This window comes from Pseudomonas sp. VD-NE ins, from assembly GCF_031882575.1.
Taxonomy (GTDB): domain Bacteria; phylum Pseudomonadota; class Gammaproteobacteria; order Pseudomonadales; family Pseudomonadaceae; genus Aquipseudomonas; species Aquipseudomonas fluorescens_BZ.
The window spans coordinates 5,324,812-5,341,337 of sequence record NZ_CP134772.1 but is presented as its reverse complement, the minus strand read 5'-3'; the positions used below and the strand labels follow the sequence as shown (position 1 = coordinate 5,341,337).

The window sequence follows — 16,526 nt, the reverse complement described above, 5'->3', positions numbered from 1 at the left end:
ATCCATTCACGCAGATTGATCGGACTTGTCTGAAGCTTAGACGTTGGTTGGCGATGGGAGGGAAATTGTGATGCGAGCACGGATCAGGAAGCGATGAGGGCAGCTTCTGGTCGCTTCGCAACCACGTTCTGACTCGGTGAGATTTATACAAATACAGGTGAGGGGTAACTTTTATCATTCTCGGAAATAAAGATACTTAGTTGTAAGTTGGTAATGCTCGTGTTTGGCAATACATATAGCTGGTAATGCTTTCAGGTTTTTTGTCTGGCAGGTTTTGATGTTTACTTTTACTTCATTTGTTTTTCCAGGATGGTTGTATGTCTGAAGTAAATAGTTTGGTGCCTGATGCTGTTTTGCTGGCTGATAGTGAGGCGGCTTTCATCGATGCTGAAAGGATCGAAGTTGGAAAGATTTTGCCACACGCATTGGGAGATTTCGGCGGTGCTTTATCTTGGCCAGTCCCGTTAAGTGTTGATCAGCAGAAGGAAGTGCTGAACGCTGTGCGGATTTATATCGCCAGTCTTGAAGATAGATGGAAGCCGGGCCAAGGGTTGCTGGAACATCTGAACCTGGCGCAACCGCTTGCCAGTGAAACCTTGCTGGATCCCGCCAGGGCCTTGGAGGCGCTTATTGCCAGTCCCCGCGGCCAGGCATTGGGACTGGCGGTACAGACACACTTGAAAGGTATATCCACTGATGCAAGCGTCAATGAATACGCATTGGCTGCTCTTCAGTTGAATCTTGATCCACTGTCCATTGAAAACCCTCAACGCAACAGCGTCGCCGGTTTCGATCTGGCCGATAAACAACATTGGGGTAAGCCGGTATCGTCGGTGTTCAAAAAACTTCGTGAGCACTTGATCAAAGAACTTTTCAGCAACCCTGAAATGGCCGGTTTGGGCGCGCACCTGTTGCTGGCCAGGAACGCTCCTCTGTATCTGATCAAAGATATCCCGGACGGTGTCAAATACGGCGGCCCGGCATGGTTTAACCTGACCGTTGCCACCGAAATGATCGAAGCTCAGTCGCCGGGGAAGGTCGCGAATCTGAGTTTTGCCCAAGTCATGATTTGCGCTGAAAGCGCTGCGCTGGTCGATCCAGCGGTTACCCGGCATGCGCAGACGATAACGCTGATCGATTGGGGCGTTATTCATGGTCTGGTGGAGAGGGAAAGTGATGAAAGCTATACGGAAGTACAACTGAGCGAACTGAAGACGCGTTTCAATGATGAGTTGGCCGACCGGCTCAATACTCCCATCCTGTTGAGCAGTGTGTTCCCGAGTCGCATGGGCATTGCCCGGGCCGGGCTGGAGAAACAGTTTGGCAAAAACTACCCGATCGAGAAGCACGTCCTCGAATGGGAGGGTGAGGTCGAGGCGAATCTATTGACCATTCTCTCCCCCCTGCCAAGTGCAACAGTGGGGCCTGTCGGCATGCACACGTTGCTCGACGTTGCGATGATGGACGGGGCGTACAAGTGGAAAACCAGTGATCCACTTTTGAAGTATCGTATTTACGAGATCAACGAACTGGACCTGCGTGTACGGACAACTTTCAACAGTCAGTTTGAAACAACGCTGAATAACCTCAAGGAAGGCGCCCGGCTAACGTTTCAACATCTGGTATCCGAATTGCCGCTGGAAGACCGGGAAAACCTTGAGTACGGCAAGATCGATTTTTATCAGAACAAGACCTTCAGATTAAGTACGGGTTTTTATGGCAGAAGCGTGATTTTCACCAGCCCCAGGCTGACACTGAGAGTTGAGCGCGGCATCGAAAAAAAAGTCTCGGTGTATTGCATCGATCTGACTGCTGGCTCAATCACCAAAAAAGAGTCTGACCCAGCCACAGAAACAGACCAGGTCGACCGGCAGGTTCCGAGCATCGTGTACGCCACGACGCCTTTTTACCTTGCTGACCAAAAGCTTTCCAGGAAGCTCAGGCAAAGAACCTTTCCGGCCTGGGCTGTGCCTGTTCCCGTCAGCTACTCCAGCGCCAGAACCCGCATCCTTGCCGATGCTTTTGTCGAGCATCTTGATTACGACAGCGAGGACATTCTGAGCGCGGCTGAAGGCCAGACGACTTATGACAAACAAGTGGCGGTCCTGAACTCCCGTGTGGATTTTTTGCTCAACCTGATTCCCTTCAAATCGGCCATCAGCAATTTTATCGACGGCAAATATCTGGACGGTGCAATTGACCTGTTTCTCGATGTCTTGGGGTTCGTCACCGCTGGCGTGAGTGCCGCGGCAAAGTTGGCACAATTGGGCGCCAGGACGGCATCGGCACTCAGTAAGGCGCTCAAGGCCGCGAAAATCATCGGCGCGCTGGTCATTGGCGAACTCAACCCGCTCAGCGGGCTGCACGTTCTGGCTACGGGAGGAGCACGACTCGTAGGCAATGGAGTCAAGTTCCTTGCAAACCGCGGCCTGGAAAATCTCGTCAGATTGCGCGGCGGGGCTGCGGGCACCTATGAGCTGTTGGAGGCGGTGAGTAAACAACACGCGACTGCATTGCCAGGCATCTGGAAGGTAGGCGAGTTGCGTATTGATGGCATAGGCGTTCTGAAAAACGATCAGTGGTACCCCTACAATCTTGCAAGCAATAGAGTTTACGGCCCCCCCGGCGACTTTCAGTCCAGACAAGTGCGTATGGGCAGCCTGTTTGGAGCGGATGCAAACTACGCCGATCGCTATTCGAGTTTTCACGACAATATCAAGGCTGCCTGCACGCCGAACAATGTTTCAGCCTTCAAAGATGGCTTCAACGATGGGCTGGATATTGTCAAAGCCATCCCTGATTACAGTTCCCGCATGAACACGCGGGAATTGTTGGAGTTGGCGACGAAACCTGGTTGGCTCCCCGAAGAAATGGGGGCTTTGACCAGGGAGATAAAAGAGAGTCTGTTTCTGGACGCAGTTATTTATCAAAAGCGACTCCTTGAGGACATGCCCAAAGGTGTCAAAGTCGTGCCGTTTTCGCAGTGCAATTTTCTGGCACGGGTCGATGTGGCTTCCAATGGCAGATGCGCCGCGCTGTCATACGGCATGGCGTACGCCTTTCATCATCGGCGAGAGGGGACGTTTTTCAGGAATGTCACAAAGGCTGCCGATAACCAGAGTGCTCCGCAAGCGGCACAATTTATTGCCGATCTGGAAAAGAGTCAGCAGCGACTGGGTGCCAAATATTCATTCCATACAGGGGGCAAGCCGCAAAAAATGGATGCGCAGAACATCATCGATGAACTCGTCGATGCTCGTGATGAAAAGATACTCATGATCGGCACTAAAAGTCATGGAATGGTCGCCGGTACAAGATTCAAAGCCGGCAAGCAAGAATGGTTCTTTTACGACCCTAACTCTGGCGTTGTGCTATTTGACACCCAGAAAACCTTACAGGAAGGCTTGTCCAAAGCTTTAGGGGACGGGGCCTTGGCGAAGACTTTCCAGCCGTATGGAAAAAAGCGCGGCGGCGCTGATTATGCTGTCAACGAGTTCAAGCCTGACGAAACCGAAATAAATGATATTCGCAGCACCCTAGAAAACTTTTCATCCGCGCCCCTGAGCGTGTGATCCGGCCTGCCTTGTCAGCGCGTTGCGACGACGTTCCGACGGCGGCAGAAGCGCCGGTAACACGTTGTCGATAGTGCTGAAAAGCCGGGCGAAGCAGAACGGATCAGTCTTTTTGTGAAATACTCGCCGCCGTTTTCAGTGGCGAGTTTTCCTACTTGTGCCAGTTGATCCAATGGGTCTGCTGGCATTCTTGCGGCAACTCCCGCTGAATCTTGTGTTTTATAGAGTGAAAAATCCTGCCCCAGGCTTTTTATACTGCACGCCCCGCTGATCTTTCAGGTTGCCCTGCAAGACGCGTCTGCCCACAAAGCAGGCGCGGTTTCATTTCCAGCCAAGGCTTACCGGCCGACGCTTCGACACTCGGTGGTCATATCCAATAACAAGACGAGGTTGCACCCCTATGCCAGTTGGCAATCACCTGCCTCACGGCGACACCGCTCAGGGCGGTCCGCTCAAACGCGAACTCGGCGAACGGCATATTCGCCTGATGGCGCTCGGTGCCTGTATCGGCGTCGGTCTGTTTCTGGGTTCGGCCAAGGCCATTGAAATGGCCGGCCCGGCGATCATGCTGTCCTACATTCTGGGTGGTCTGGCGATCCTGGTGATCATGCGCGCCCTCGGCGAGATGGCCGTGCACAACCCGGTCGCCGGATCGTTCAGTCGCTACGCGCAAGACTATCTTGGCCCGTTGGCCGGCTTCCTTACTGGCTGGAATTACTGGTTCCTGTGGCTGGTGACCTGCGTCGCGGAAATCACCGCGGTGGCCGTGTACATGGGCATCTGGTTTCCCGATGTGCCGCGCTGGATCTGGGCCCTCGCGGCGCTGATCAGCATGGGCTCGGTCAACCTGATCGCGGTAAAGGCTTTCGGTGAATTCGAATTCTGGTTTGCCCTGATCAAGATCGTCACCATCATTGCGATGGTGATCGGCGGCGTCGGCATCATCGCCTTCGGTTTCGGCAATGACGGCGTGGCACTGGGGATTTCCAACCTGTGGGCTCACGGCGGCTTCATGCCCAACGGCGTGACTGGCGTGCTGATGTCCCTGCAAATGGTCATGTTCGCCTACCTCGGCGTGGAGATGATCGGCCTGACTGCCGGTGAAGCGAAGAACCCGCAGAAGACCATTCCTGATGCGATCGGCTCGGTGTTCTGGCGGATTCTGCTGTTCTACGTCGGCGCATTGTTCGTGATTCTGTCGATCTACCCGTGGAACGAAATCGGCACTCAGGGCAGCCCGTTCGTGATGACCTTTGAGCGTCTGGGCATCAAGACCGCCGCCGGCATCATCAACTTTGTGGTAATCACCGCAGCCTTGTCGTCGTGCAATGGCGGCATCTTCAGCACCGGGCGCATGCTCTACAGCCTGGCGCAGAACGGCCAGGCCCCGGCCGGTTTCGCCAAGACATCGAACAACGGTGTGCCGCGTCGTGCGCTGCTGCTGTCGATTGCGGTGTTGCTCTTGGGCGTAATGCTCAACTATCTGGTGCCGGAGAAAGTCTTCGTCTGGGTCACCTCGATTGCCACCTTCGGCGCGATCTGGACCTGGGTGATGATCCTGCTGGCCCAGCTGAAATTCCGCAAAGGCCTGAGCGCCAGCGAACGTGCCGGCCTCAAGTACAAGATGTGGCTGTACCCGGTCAGCTCGTACTTCGCGCTGGCGTTCCTGGTGCTGGTGGTCGGCCTGATGGCGTACTTCCCGGACACCCGCGTGGCGCTGTATGTGGGACCTGCGTTTCTGGTGCTGCTGACCGTGTTGTTCTACGTGTTCAAGTTGCAACCGAGAAGTGCATCGTCCGTGGCAGTGCGTTCGGCCTCGTAATTGCCGAAACGCGACAGGTTGAAGTAAAAGATCGCTTCCAGTAACAGTATCTACATGGTTTTAATTGTGTAGGTCTTGTTGCGGGATGTGATCTTTTTCTGTTTTAACAGTGTTGCCTGTTGTCTCTCCCGTATTTTTTCAATGCATATGTTCGGATGTATAGTGTAATAAAGCTCAATGACTATTGCTCTGGGTGTAATGAATAGTGGGCTGATCAAGGTTTGTTAGAGTCGGCTATGGCATGCTGTGCGCGGCTACTGATATGTAATCGGTAACAGGTTGGTGTGCTGTGTATTTAATTGTCGTATATGCAGCTTGTTACTTCTGTAGTTTGTAATGGTTTCTGGCTTGGTGTTTTGGCGTTTTTCATTATTTACTTTTCATTCAATTTAATCCGTCAAGGAAGATCGAATGTACGAATATAATGAGTCCGTTATTGATACTGCTTCGTCCGCTGTCGATAATCAGTCTGAAGTAATTACAACCTACTTGGAAGTTGAAAAAATCTTTCCGCACAAGTTTGGCGATTTTGGTGGAGCAATGTCTTGGCCAATTCCATTGACGACTGCTCAACAAAAAGAAGTCTTGCAAGTCACCAGCCTGTATCTGGACAGCCTCGATCGCATTTCGACACCGGGGGCAGGGGTGCTGGATTATTTGAACAGTGAAAATCCTCTTTCAGATGCGGCCCTCCGGGATCCGTCCTCGGCATTGGCAACACTGATTACCGGTTCCCGTGGGCAAGCGCTGGGGCAAGCGATACAAACCCGTCTGAACGCAATAGCTACGGATGTCAGCATCAGTGAATACACCATGGCCGGCATTCATTTGAGCCTGCATCAGGGTGAGATTGATCGTCCGACGCGCACCACCATCGCGGGTTTCGATCTGCTGGATGAAAAGCTCTGGGGCAAACCTGCTTCGGCGGTATTCGATCATCTTGTTGATTACTTGACCAACGCACGCTTGAGCAGCTCCAGGTTGGCCGGATTGGCCGCCAACTTGTTACTCGCGCGCAAGGCGCCCGAATGCCTTATCGAGAAGCTGCCCGACAGTTTGAAATACGGCAGCGCGGCATGGGTCAACCTGACTGTTGCAGCGCGGACGATTGAAGTTCACACGCCCGGCAAAGTCCCGCAAATGACATTTGCCCAAGTCATGGCCAGCGCGGACAGCGCTGCAATGATCGACCCACAAGTCGCTCCGCCGGTCCATGCCGCCGCTTTGGCGGACTGGGGTGTGATCAAGGGTGTGATCAAAAAAAACCACGAGGAGCATTACACTCTCGACGAACTGGACAAAGTCAAAACGCAGTTCAATCAGCAACTGACCGACCGCCTCAATATTTCGATCCTGTTGAACAGCGAACTCCCAAACCGCAAAGCAATCGCGCTGACCAGGCTCAAGGCGACGTTCAAGGGTGACGTCCCTTTTGAAGAGCGGCTTCTGGAGCAGCCAGCGGCAGATCCGAGCGGTTTGTACCCGACGCTCAATGGCAGATATTCCCTGCTGGACATCGTGATGATGGGAGGACCTCCTTACTACCGATGGACTACTCGTGATCCACGCTTGCGTCCGCTTCTTGGCGAAATCAACACGCCCCTCGAACTCGGCGTAAAAGATATCTTTCAAACGCAGTTCGACAGTGCACTCAGCAACATCAAGGAAGGCGCTCGCCTGAGCGTAAAACATCTGGTAGCCGAGTTACCGCTGAAGGACAGAAAAAGTCTCGAATATGGCAATGTCTCGTTCTATCAGCATAAGACTTATAGGCTCAATCTGGATTTCTTTGGCAAAAAACTGGAATCCACACGTAGCGCCCTGACAATGAAAGTCGAGTGGGACGGTGTCACAAAACTCTATGAAATTGATTTGAAGCGCAGCGTTATCGAGAGCAAACCTTATGACCCGGCGGAGCCCGTAAAGCGCGTCAATCCCTTGGTCCCGAGCCTCATATACACGATCGAACCCATGGATCTGACTGACAAATCGAAAGCCGGGAAGCTGTCTCCACTACCCGTCAATGATTCGTTACCGCTCAACAGTTATTCCAGCGAGAGAACCGAACTGATCGCCCAGGCCTTCGTTCAACATCTGGACCTGGATAACGAGGACATTCTGCAGGCAGCCAAAGGCCAAACGACTCAAGAGCGGGAAGACGCGGTCACGCAGAAGGTAATCGATTTCGTGGTTGATTTGGTTCCCTTCAAGTCAGCCATTACCAACTTCATAAAAGGAAACTATTTCGACGGTGCGGTGGATCTGTTCTTCGATGCCTTGGGATTCATTACCGCCGGAGCGTCGACCGCAGCCAAACTGACTCAGGTCGTGGGCAGGACCGCTTCGGCAATCAGCCGGGGACTCCGGGCCGCGAGGATAATCGGAGCATTCGTCATTGGCGAACTCAATCCGTTCAGTGGTTTGCCCGCTCTGGCGGTGGCAGGAAGTAAGCTGTTAGGAAAAGGGCTCGGCTTGGTAGGTGCCCTCGCCGTACGACAACTCGACAAATTGCGCAATGCGCCGGATGGCTTTAAGTTTCTCCACTCAGTGGGCCAGCAGCATGGGCCTACCCTGATAGGAACCTTCAAGGTAGGTGAACGAACTATCGACAGTGTGGGCGTGCTGAAAAATGACAATTGGTATCAGTACAACATTAATACCAATCAACTTTATGGTCCTCCGAGAGAATTCATGGCGCGAGGGCTCAGTTGGGGAGGGACGCTGGGCAGTGAGGCCAACTCCCGTGTCTACGTTGGCTTTTATCACAATATTGAATTTGCGAAAAATCCGAGAAATATTGCTGATTTCAATCATGGCTACCTCGAAGGTCGGTTATTGGATATCAGTGGCTATCGACCGAGAATGAAGTTTGATGACCTGATTGATCTGGCATCGGAACCCGGGCTCACGCCAACAGAGATAGGCGCTCTGACAAAAGAACTGAAAACAAGAATGATTCAGGACGCCAAGTATTCTTCCGCGCTGCTTGTTCAGGATGTGAAGGGCGTAAATGTCAAAGTCACTGCCTATTCGCAAGGGCATTATCTGGCGCACGTCAATATGGTTTCCAAAGGTCAGTGCGCAGGGCTTTCAAACGCGATGGCACTGGCCATTCTCAAAGGCAATGAAGATAAGCTGATAGATAATCTGTCCAAGGCGGCCAAGATGCCCTACAGTCCTGACGCCACAAAATTTATCTCCAACCTGGAGCAGTTCCATAATACGGTGAATAATAAATACACCTTTCATATGGGCGCACCCCTCACAAAAATGGATGCTGACGAGATTATCGAAGCACTGGAAACTTCTGCGAATTCGAAAATTCTACGACTGACCAGTAAAGACCATGCAATGCTTGCAGCAATAAGAGTCAGGAACGGTAAACCCGAGTGGCTTTTTTACGAACCCAATTCCGGATTAGTGAAGTTTGCCACTCCAGAAGCCATGAAGGAGGGTTTGCATAAAGCATTGGAAAGCGGAGCGTTGAGCGTTACGTTGAATACCTATGGGAGCAAGCGTGCTGGTCGTGATTTCAATGTCAGCGAGTTTCATCCCGCCGACATCGACAATGGTTCCATCAGTCGCAACCGTGTTGAAGATCTCTCATCCTTCGAGTTGCCCGATCCTGACGTACTGATTGCGGTTAACGTCGTCGCCTGAAACATTAGTTGCAACCGGGCAATGCAATGCAATGTGCGAGCGTTTGGCGTTGCAGGTCGAAAAACCCGATAGAAAAAAAAGATCGCAGCCTCGGGCAGCGCTTGCAGAAGATCGTTTCAATGCAGGAGTTGCCCCAAGTTGCGACCTTCCCGCACCGTCGGTCTGAATGACTGATACAAGCCCGGCGCTCGAGTTCAAATTTGTATCACTTCGCGCAGCAGTGAACAGAGGCGCAGCGATGAGGATCAGCGATTTTGTCGTTCGCGAACTCGGCCGGCGCCAGGTCCTGCTGTTCTTTGTCCTGGCGACCGGGTTGTATGTTCTGCCGTTGATCCTCGCCGACTTTCCCTACATCGACGATAACTGGCGGGCACTGGCCGCCGGTAATGCGTGGGCCGGCTACGGCCGCTTGTTTGCCGACTGGCTGTATCAGGCGTTGACGTTCACCGGCGCTGCGCCGGATATCTTCCCCTTGCCGTTGTTGCTTGCCACGGTGGCGATGAGTCTGGCGCTGACCGGTCTGACGTTTCACTACTTTGCCGAGCCGACACTGGCCTGTTGTCTGGTGCCGTTGCCGCTCTGGTACAACCCGTTTCTGCTGCAGAATTTCTCTTATCAATACGACGGGCCGACCATGGCCTTGAGTCTGGTCGCGATGATCTGCGCGATCACCTTTCACGGTTCGACGCGGGTGCAACGCTGGTTGGTACCGGCGGCACTGATTGCAGTGGGCATCGGGCTGTACCAGATCAGCGTCAACGTCTTTCTTGGCCTGTGTTGTGTGGAGTTGCTCAGGGCGCTGCACCGCCGGGTCTCGGCGACGGAGGTCCTGCATTTGCTTGGCAGCAAGCTTGCGCAGCTCGGTCTTGGTGTCGCGATCTATGGCGTCACCGCGTACCCGTTCATGGTGGCATCGCGACAAGCGCAGCTGCTCGACGGGGCAGGGCATCCAATACTGCAAATCATCACCAACATGGGCCGCGTGCTGGAAAAAACCGCGCTGCTGTTTCACGGTGGATATCTGTGGGTGTTTATCGCTCTGGTGCTTTTTGCCCTCTGGGGACTGGTACGACTCGCATGGCCGGAGCGGCGCGCAAGCGTTGCGCTGATCAGTCTGGCGGCCCTGGCCGTGCTGGTGCTACTGGTGCCAGGCATCACGTTGCTGTTTCGCGACTTCAACGAGGGCGCGCGCACGTTGATGGGGTTCGGCGTGCTCCTGGTGTTTCTGTTCTTTCTCGCCCGACTGACGTTGGCGCCCTATCACCGCTTGTTGCCTTTGCTGTTGGTGATCCCGCTATTGGCGACGTTGTCGCTGTCGTTTGCCTACGGCCGCGTGTTGAACATGCAGAAAACCTTCGCCACCGCAGCCCTGTACAGCCTCGGTCACGACATCGCCGCTCATCGCGAGCTACGGGAAGCCAAGCGTATTTACCTGTCGATCAATTATTCCGAGCGCTGGCTGGCCAGTGCCGAGGGATCGTTCCGACAGCTGCCGGTTTTGCGTTATCTGCTGAATGTCGATTACTACGTGCTTGCGGAAAACCTGCCCTCGGTGGGCATCACCAACGTGGTAGCCGAACGTGAGCGACGCAACGCCACCCACGTCGGGTATCTGGGTTATCCCGCGCTGGTGGAGAGTCTGTATTACCGCATTTATCTGCTCGGTGATTACGGTTTTATCGTTATGAAAGAGCCGCCGCACGGACGGTTGTTGCAGTGGTGAAACGCTGACCGTTGGTCGCAATCAGCCCTGTACCTGTAATTTCTGACAGTAGACCGCCAACGAGTGATGACCTAGGTTGGCCGTTCGCCAAAACGGCTTTGGCAAGGAACCGAGATGAAAGGATTCTCTGCATTGACTGTGATCGGCCTCGCCGATGGACTGATTCACTGGCAAATATTTTTTGTCCTGTGCACCGCCGTGGGGCTGACGCAGGCTGCCAGTAATTTCGCCGCGTTTTGCGTGGCCGCGGCGTTCTCGTTTTACGTGAATGTGCTGTATACCTTCGAGCGCAATACGTCGGTGCTTGGTTATCTATTGTTTATCGGCGGGATGGGCGGGGTGAGTTTTGCCATCGGTTTGCTTGCCGATGCGCAGCACTGGCATGGATTGGTCACCGTGGCGTCTTTCACGCTGCTCAATCTATTGGCAGGCTACCTGTATTTCCGGTTTGTCTTGTTGCGCCAAAATCAGCAGTAACGCGCCAGTCCGTTGCGCAGACTGGCGCATTGGCCGTTACGCCGCCGCCACTTCCTGCGGCTCAAAACTGTCCGCCCGCGCCATCTGCCACATCCGCGAATAGAACTCGCCATTCACTTCGCCAGTGAGCAATTCCCCCGGTTTCAGGAACACATGCAACTGCGAGAACAGTTTGATCTCGGTCGCCGACATACGCCGCACCAAGTGCTTGGCCGATAGTTGTGATGGATGTTCCAGCCCGGCTGCGGCGAGCATTTCTGCCAGCGCCTTGAGGGTATTGCGGTGGAAGCTGAAGACGCGCTGCGCCTTGTCCGGCACCACCAGCGCGCGTTGACGCAGGGCATCCTGAGTGGCCACGCCGGTCGGGCATTTGTTGGTGTGGCAGCTTTGCGACTGGATGCAGCCGATGGCGAACATGAAGCCGCGCGCGGAGTTGGCCCAGTCGGCGCCGATGGCCAGCACGCTGGCGATGTCGAAGGCGCTGACGATCTTGCCGCTGGCGCCGAGTTTGATCTTGTCGCGCAGGTTCAGGCCGACCAGGGTGTTGTGGACAAACAGCAGGCCCTCGCGCATCGGTACGCCGATGTGGTCGGTGAACTCGACCGGGGCGGCGCCGGTGCCACCTTCCTTTCCGTCGACGACGATGAAGTCCGGGAGGATGCCGGTTTCCAGCATGGCCTTGGCAATGCCCATGAACTCCCACGGGTGGCCGAGGCAGAACTTGAAGCCCACCGGTTTGCCGCCGGACAGTTCACGCAGTTGCTGGATGAACTGCATCATTTCGATCGGCGTGGAAAACGCGCTGTGGCGCGACGGTGAGACGCAGTCTTCGCCCATCATGATGCCCCGTGTTTCAGCGATTTCCTTGGTGACTTTGTGCTTGGGCAGGATGCCGCCGTGGCCGGGTTTGGCGCCTTGGCTCATCTTGATTTCGATCATCCGCACTTGCGGGTTCTGTGCCTGGGTGGCGAAGCGTTCCGGGTCGAAGCGGCCGTCGCTGGTGCGGCAGCCGAAGTAGCCACTGCCCAGTTCCCAGGTCAGGTCGCCGCCGTGTTCGCGATGATACGGGCTGATGCTGCCTTCACCAGTGTCGTGGGCGAAGTTGCCGAGTTTCGCGCCTTGGTTGAGTGCGCGAATGGCGTTGGCACTAAGCGAGCCGAAGCTCATCGCCGAGATGTTGAACACCGACGCCGAGTACGGCTGGCTGCACTGCGGGCCGCCGACGGTGACGCGGAAACTGCTCGGGTCACTCAGTGGTGCCGGACGCATCGAGTGGCCGATGAATTCGAAACCGGATTGATAGACGTCGATCAGCGTGCCGAACGGTTTGTCGGCGGTTTCGTTTTTCGCTCGCGAATAGACCAGCGAACGTTGCGCGCGGGAGAAGGGCAGGGCATCGCTGTCGGACTCCAGCAAATATTGGCGGATCTCCGGGCGGATGCCTTCAACCAGATAGCGGATGTTGCCAAGGATCGGGTAGTTACGGCGTACGGCGTGCGGGCTTTGCAGCAGGTCGAACAGACCGATCAGGCTCAGTACGCCGGTAACCGCAGTGATCGGCCACAGCCAGTCATGTTCGAGGAAAGGCAGGCTGGCGAGGGTGAACATCACGCAGACGGCAAAGAAGGCGTAGCGGCTCAGGAGTGACAGGCTCATACGGTTTCCTTGGTTCGGACTCAGAGATTTCGGCGAAAAGCTAAGGAATGTACAAAATTCCTGTGGGAGCAAGCCTGCTCGCGAAGGCGACCTGTCAGTAGAAAAATTATTGTCTGACCCAACGCATTCGCGAGCAGGCTCGCTCCCACAAAAAGCAACTTCACCAAACGATCAGGCGTTTTGCGCCTGAAGAAAAATCGAAAACAGCTCGGACTGGGATTTGATCCCCAGCTTGCTGTACATGTGTTTCTTATGGACTTTCACGGTTTCTACGGAGATTTCCAGCTTACGGGCGATTTCTTTACTGGAGCAACCGCTGAGCATCAAACGCCCGACATCCAGCTCCCGCGCCGTCAACTGCGCGCCCTTGAGTTGCTGCACCGACGCCTCCAGTTGCACCCGCCAGTCAGCCCGGGCAGGGGCGGCGGCGAGGGCCACGGTTTCGTTGATTTCATACGGAAGCCGCTGGCGCAACAGGCCCAGCACCCACGGCTGGATCAATGACAGCAAGGCGATATGTTCGCCAGTGAAACGTTTTTCACTGCCCAGCGACAGACACAGCGTGCGATCGCCTTCGAGCTGACAATTGAACTGGATTTCGTCGGCCACGACATTCAGACGAAAGTATCGCTGGTAATACTCGGTCAGTTCGAAATGCTCCGGTGCCACCTCGGACAAGCGATACAGACCGGTGCGGGTTTGCTCGCGGCAGGCGATGTAGAACGGGTCGAGCAGGTACAGGCCGCGCAGATAATCCTGAAACAACGGGTCTGGATTGCCATCTTCACCCGGGCATTCGGCGAAGACTTGCGGGTGTTGATCGGCGCTGAACAGCAGCGCCACCCAGCTATCGAACGGCACGTACTGGTCGAGCAACCGCACCAGTTGCGCCCAGAAATTCGGCTTGTCGAGCGCGTCGATCAGTTGCCCGACCGCGCGGTGCCAGGTGATGTCGTCAAACGAAAGTGTCATCGATCTACCCCTATCGGGTTACCCCGGCCGCGTAATTCCCTGACCGGCTGCTTGCTGCGCATACTGGCCCACAGACAGCCACCGGGCAATATTTCCGCGCCCGGCGCTCATCACAAGGAATTCCCATGAAAGTCGAACTCGCCCAACTGGCGGGCCGTGACAATGCCACGGCATATAACCTCGAACGCGCACTCGCAGCGATCGCCGCGTGCGCGGCCGACACGCAACTGATCGTGTTCCCGGAAACCCACTTGATGGGCTTCCCGACGGCCGAGACCGTGGCGCAAACCGCCGAATCCGTCGACGGCCCGACCGTCAGCGCCGTGTTGGCTGCCGCGCGCGAACGCAATATCGCTGTGGTGATCGGCATGGCCGAGAACGACAACGGTCGCTTCTACAACACCACGCTGCTGATTACTCCTGAAGGCATCGCCCTGAAATACCGCAAGACGCATTTGTGGGCGTCGGATCGCGGCGTGTTCGAGGCCGGCGACCGCTACGCCACCTGCGAGTGGAACGGCGTGCGCGTCGGTTTGTTGATCTGCTACGACATCGAGTTTCCGGAGTCGGCCCGTGCCCTCGCGCAACTCGGTGCCGAGTTGCTGATCGTGACCAACGGCAACATGGACCCGTACGCGCCGACTCACCGCACCGCGATCATGGCCCGTGCCCAGGAGAATCAGGCCTTTGCGTTGATGGTCAATCGCGTGGAGGCGGGGGATGACGGTTTGATGTTTGCTGGTGGCAGTGCGCTGGTCGATCCGCTGGGCTCGCTGTTGTTCGAGGCCGGACGGGAAGAAGGGACGTTCTGCGTTGAGCTGGATTTCGCGCGGTTGGAGATTGCGCGCAAGGATTACCGCTATCTGGATGATCAACGTTTGAAATTGCCGGGGGAGGTGGTGGAGCGTGGCGATGGTGTTCGTGAGTTGTTGATTCCACGCCGTTGACCGCTGCCCTCACCCTAGCCCTCTCCCAGTGGGAGAGGGGACTGACCGAGTTGATTGTTCGAGGTACGCCGACCTGAAATACCTAGTCGAACTCAGGATCTGAAACTGCGAATTCGAATTGGGCGCAGGGTTTGAAACTGCGAATTCAAGTCGAACTCAGGATTTGAAACCCATGCAGATCGGCTCCCTTTCCCCCTCTACCCCTTGGGGGCGGTCCGACGTTTCGGGAGGGCTGGGGTGAGGGGGAAAAGATTTCAAGCCGAACAAAAAACTCAAATAACACCAGAACAACAAAGCCACACCCGAAAACATTCGCCGAATCCGGCTCTGCCATAAATCCAATAAAATTCGGAGTAAGTCGCCCATGGCTCGTTTGCAACGCACCCTTTCATTAGGGTCGGTGGTGCTGTTCGGCATCGCCTACATGACGCCGATCATTGTCCTCGGCACCTTCGGCATCCTCGCCCAGTCCACCGCCGGCATGGTCCCTGCCGCGTATCTGGCGGCACTGGTGGCGATGTTTTTCACCGCCATGAGTTACGGCCGCATGGCTGCCGCGTTCCCTGTCGCCGGTTCCGCTTACAGTTACGTGCGCAAGGCGATCAGCCCGAAACTCGGTTTTATCGCCGGTTGGGCCGTGTTGCTCGATTACCTGTTTCTACCCATGGCGATCTGGCTGATCGGTGCGGCGTATCTGGCGTCGGCATTCCCGTCGATCCCGCAATGGATCTGGGTGCTGGCCTTTATCGGCATCACCAGCGCAATCAACATCATTGGCCTGAAACTGGCCAACGGCATCAACGCCTTGCTGATGCTGGTGCAGTTTCTGGTGCTGATTGCTTTCGTCGCGCTGTGCGTGCACTACATTGGCGGCGATGCGGCCACGCCGTTATGGTCGATCAAACCGTTCTTCAACGGCGATATGCAGATGCCGCTGATCATGAGCGGCGCGGCGATTGCCTGTTATTCGTTCCTTGGTTTCGACGCGGTCAGCACCTTGACCGAAGAAACCCGCGACCCACGCCGCACCATCCCTCGGGCGATCATGTTGATCACACTGATCGGCGGGCTGATCTTCGTCGGCGTGTCGTATTTCGTGCAGATCGCCCATCCCTCGTTCCAGTTCGACAGTGTCGACTCGGCCGCCTATGAAATCGCCCGCAACATCGGTGGTGATCTGTTTGTGTCGATCTTTCTGATCGGTCTGATTGTCGGCCAGTTCGCTTCGGGGCTGTCGGCGCAGGCCAGCGGTTCGCGGCTGCTGTTCGCCATGGGCCGCGACGGCGTGTTGCCGAAGTCGTTCTTCGGCACCTTGCACGCGCGCTTCGGCACACCGGTCAACAGCATCTTGCTGTGCGCCGTGGTGGCGTTGCTGGCGCTGAAACTCGACGTGACCACCTCGACCTCGTTCATCAACTTCGGCGCGTTTCTGGCGTTCAGCCTGGTCAATCTCTCGGTGATCTTTCATTACTGGATCGGCGGCGAGAAAAAGGGACTGCGTGAGATGGTGCTGTTTTTGCTCTTTCCGTTCATTGGTCTGGTCGCGGATTTGTGGCTGATGGTCAGCCTCGATCACCTGGCGGTGTATCTGGGCCTGAGCTGGCTGGCGATTGGCGTGGTGTATCTGGCGGTGCTCACCGGCGGCTTCCGTCGCCAACCGCCGGAGATGGATTTTCAGGAAGCGACCTGAGGCGCCT

General features: G+C 55.5%; 9 protein-coding genes. 7 read left to right on the top strand and 2 right to left on the bottom strand.

The genetic code is table 11. The features are described 5' to 3' along the window. Nucleotides 1–317 precede the first annotated feature (317 nt). From RMV17_RS23735 to RMV17_RS23715, 5 genes are all read left to right on the top strand, one after another. Nucleotides 318–3,572 carry a hypothetical protein gene (locus tag RMV17_RS23735; protein WP_311882971.1) on the top strand — a complete coding sequence of 1,085 codons (3,255 nt, stop codon included), beginning with the start codon at nucleotides 318–320 and terminating at the stop codon, nucleotides 3,570–3,572. Nucleotides 3,573–3,972: 400 nt separating this feature from the next. Continuing rightward, complete coding sequence (locus RMV17_RS23730; RefSeq protein WP_034153545.1) at nucleotides 3,973–5,394, top strand: amino acid permease; 1,422 nt, start codon at nucleotides 3,973–3,975, stop codon at nucleotides 5,392–5,394. A 411-nt stretch (nucleotides 5,395–5,805) separates the two neighbouring features. Next, the gene (locus tag RMV17_RS23725) at nucleotides 5,806–9,054 is read left to right on the top strand and encodes a hypothetical protein (protein ID WP_311882968.1); all 3,249 of its coding nucleotides are present in this window, start codon (nucleotides 5,806–5,808) and stop codon (nucleotides 9,052–9,054) included. Between the two features lie 238 nt (nucleotides 9,055–9,292). After that, on the top strand, nucleotides 9,293–10,777 hold the full coding sequence (locus RMV17_RS23720; RefSeq protein ID WP_311882966.1) for a glucosyltransferase domain-containing protein: 1,485 nt from the start codon (nucleotides 9,293–9,295) through the stop codon (nucleotides 10,775–10,777). 114 nt (nucleotides 10,778–10,891) lie between these two features. After that, complete coding sequence (locus RMV17_RS23715) at nucleotides 10,892–11,254, top strand: polysaccharide synthesis protein GtrA (protein ID WP_034153543.1); 363 nt, start codon at nucleotides 10,892–10,894, stop codon at nucleotides 11,252–11,254. A gap of 36 nt (nucleotides 11,255–11,290) precedes the next feature. On the opposite strand, the gene RMV17_RS23710 is transcribed toward RMV17_RS23715, so the two are convergent. Together RMV17_RS23710 and RMV17_RS23705 are read right to left on the bottom strand one after the other, a co-directional pair. Further along, a complete protein-coding gene (locus RMV17_RS23710) occupies nucleotides 11,291–12,910 on the bottom strand; it encodes an FMN-binding glutamate synthase family protein (protein ID WP_311882963.1) in 1,620 nt (539 codons plus the stop codon). Nucleotides 12,911–13,081: 171 nt separating this feature from the next. Then, a complete protein-coding gene (locus tag RMV17_RS23705) occupies nucleotides 13,082–13,882 on the bottom strand; it encodes a LuxR C-terminal-related transcriptional regulator (protein ID WP_311882961.1) in 801 nt (266 codons plus the stop codon). A 125-nt stretch (nucleotides 13,883–14,007) separates the two neighbouring features. On the opposite strand from RMV17_RS23705, the gene RMV17_RS23700 reads away from it, so the two are divergent. Continuing rightward, nucleotides 14,008–14,829 carry a carbon-nitrogen hydrolase family protein gene (locus tag RMV17_RS23700; protein WP_311882959.1) on the top strand — a complete coding sequence of 274 codons (822 nt, stop codon included), beginning with the start codon at nucleotides 14,008–14,010 and terminating at the stop codon, nucleotides 14,827–14,829. A 364-nt stretch (nucleotides 14,830–15,193) separates the two neighbouring features. Next, nucleotides 15,194–16,519 (top strand): APC family permease, encoded by a 1,326-nt coding sequence (locus tag RMV17_RS23695; protein ID WP_311882957.1) that lies wholly within the window; start codon nucleotides 15,194–15,196, stop codon nucleotides 16,517–16,519. Nucleotides 16,520–16,526 lie beyond the last annotated feature (7 nt).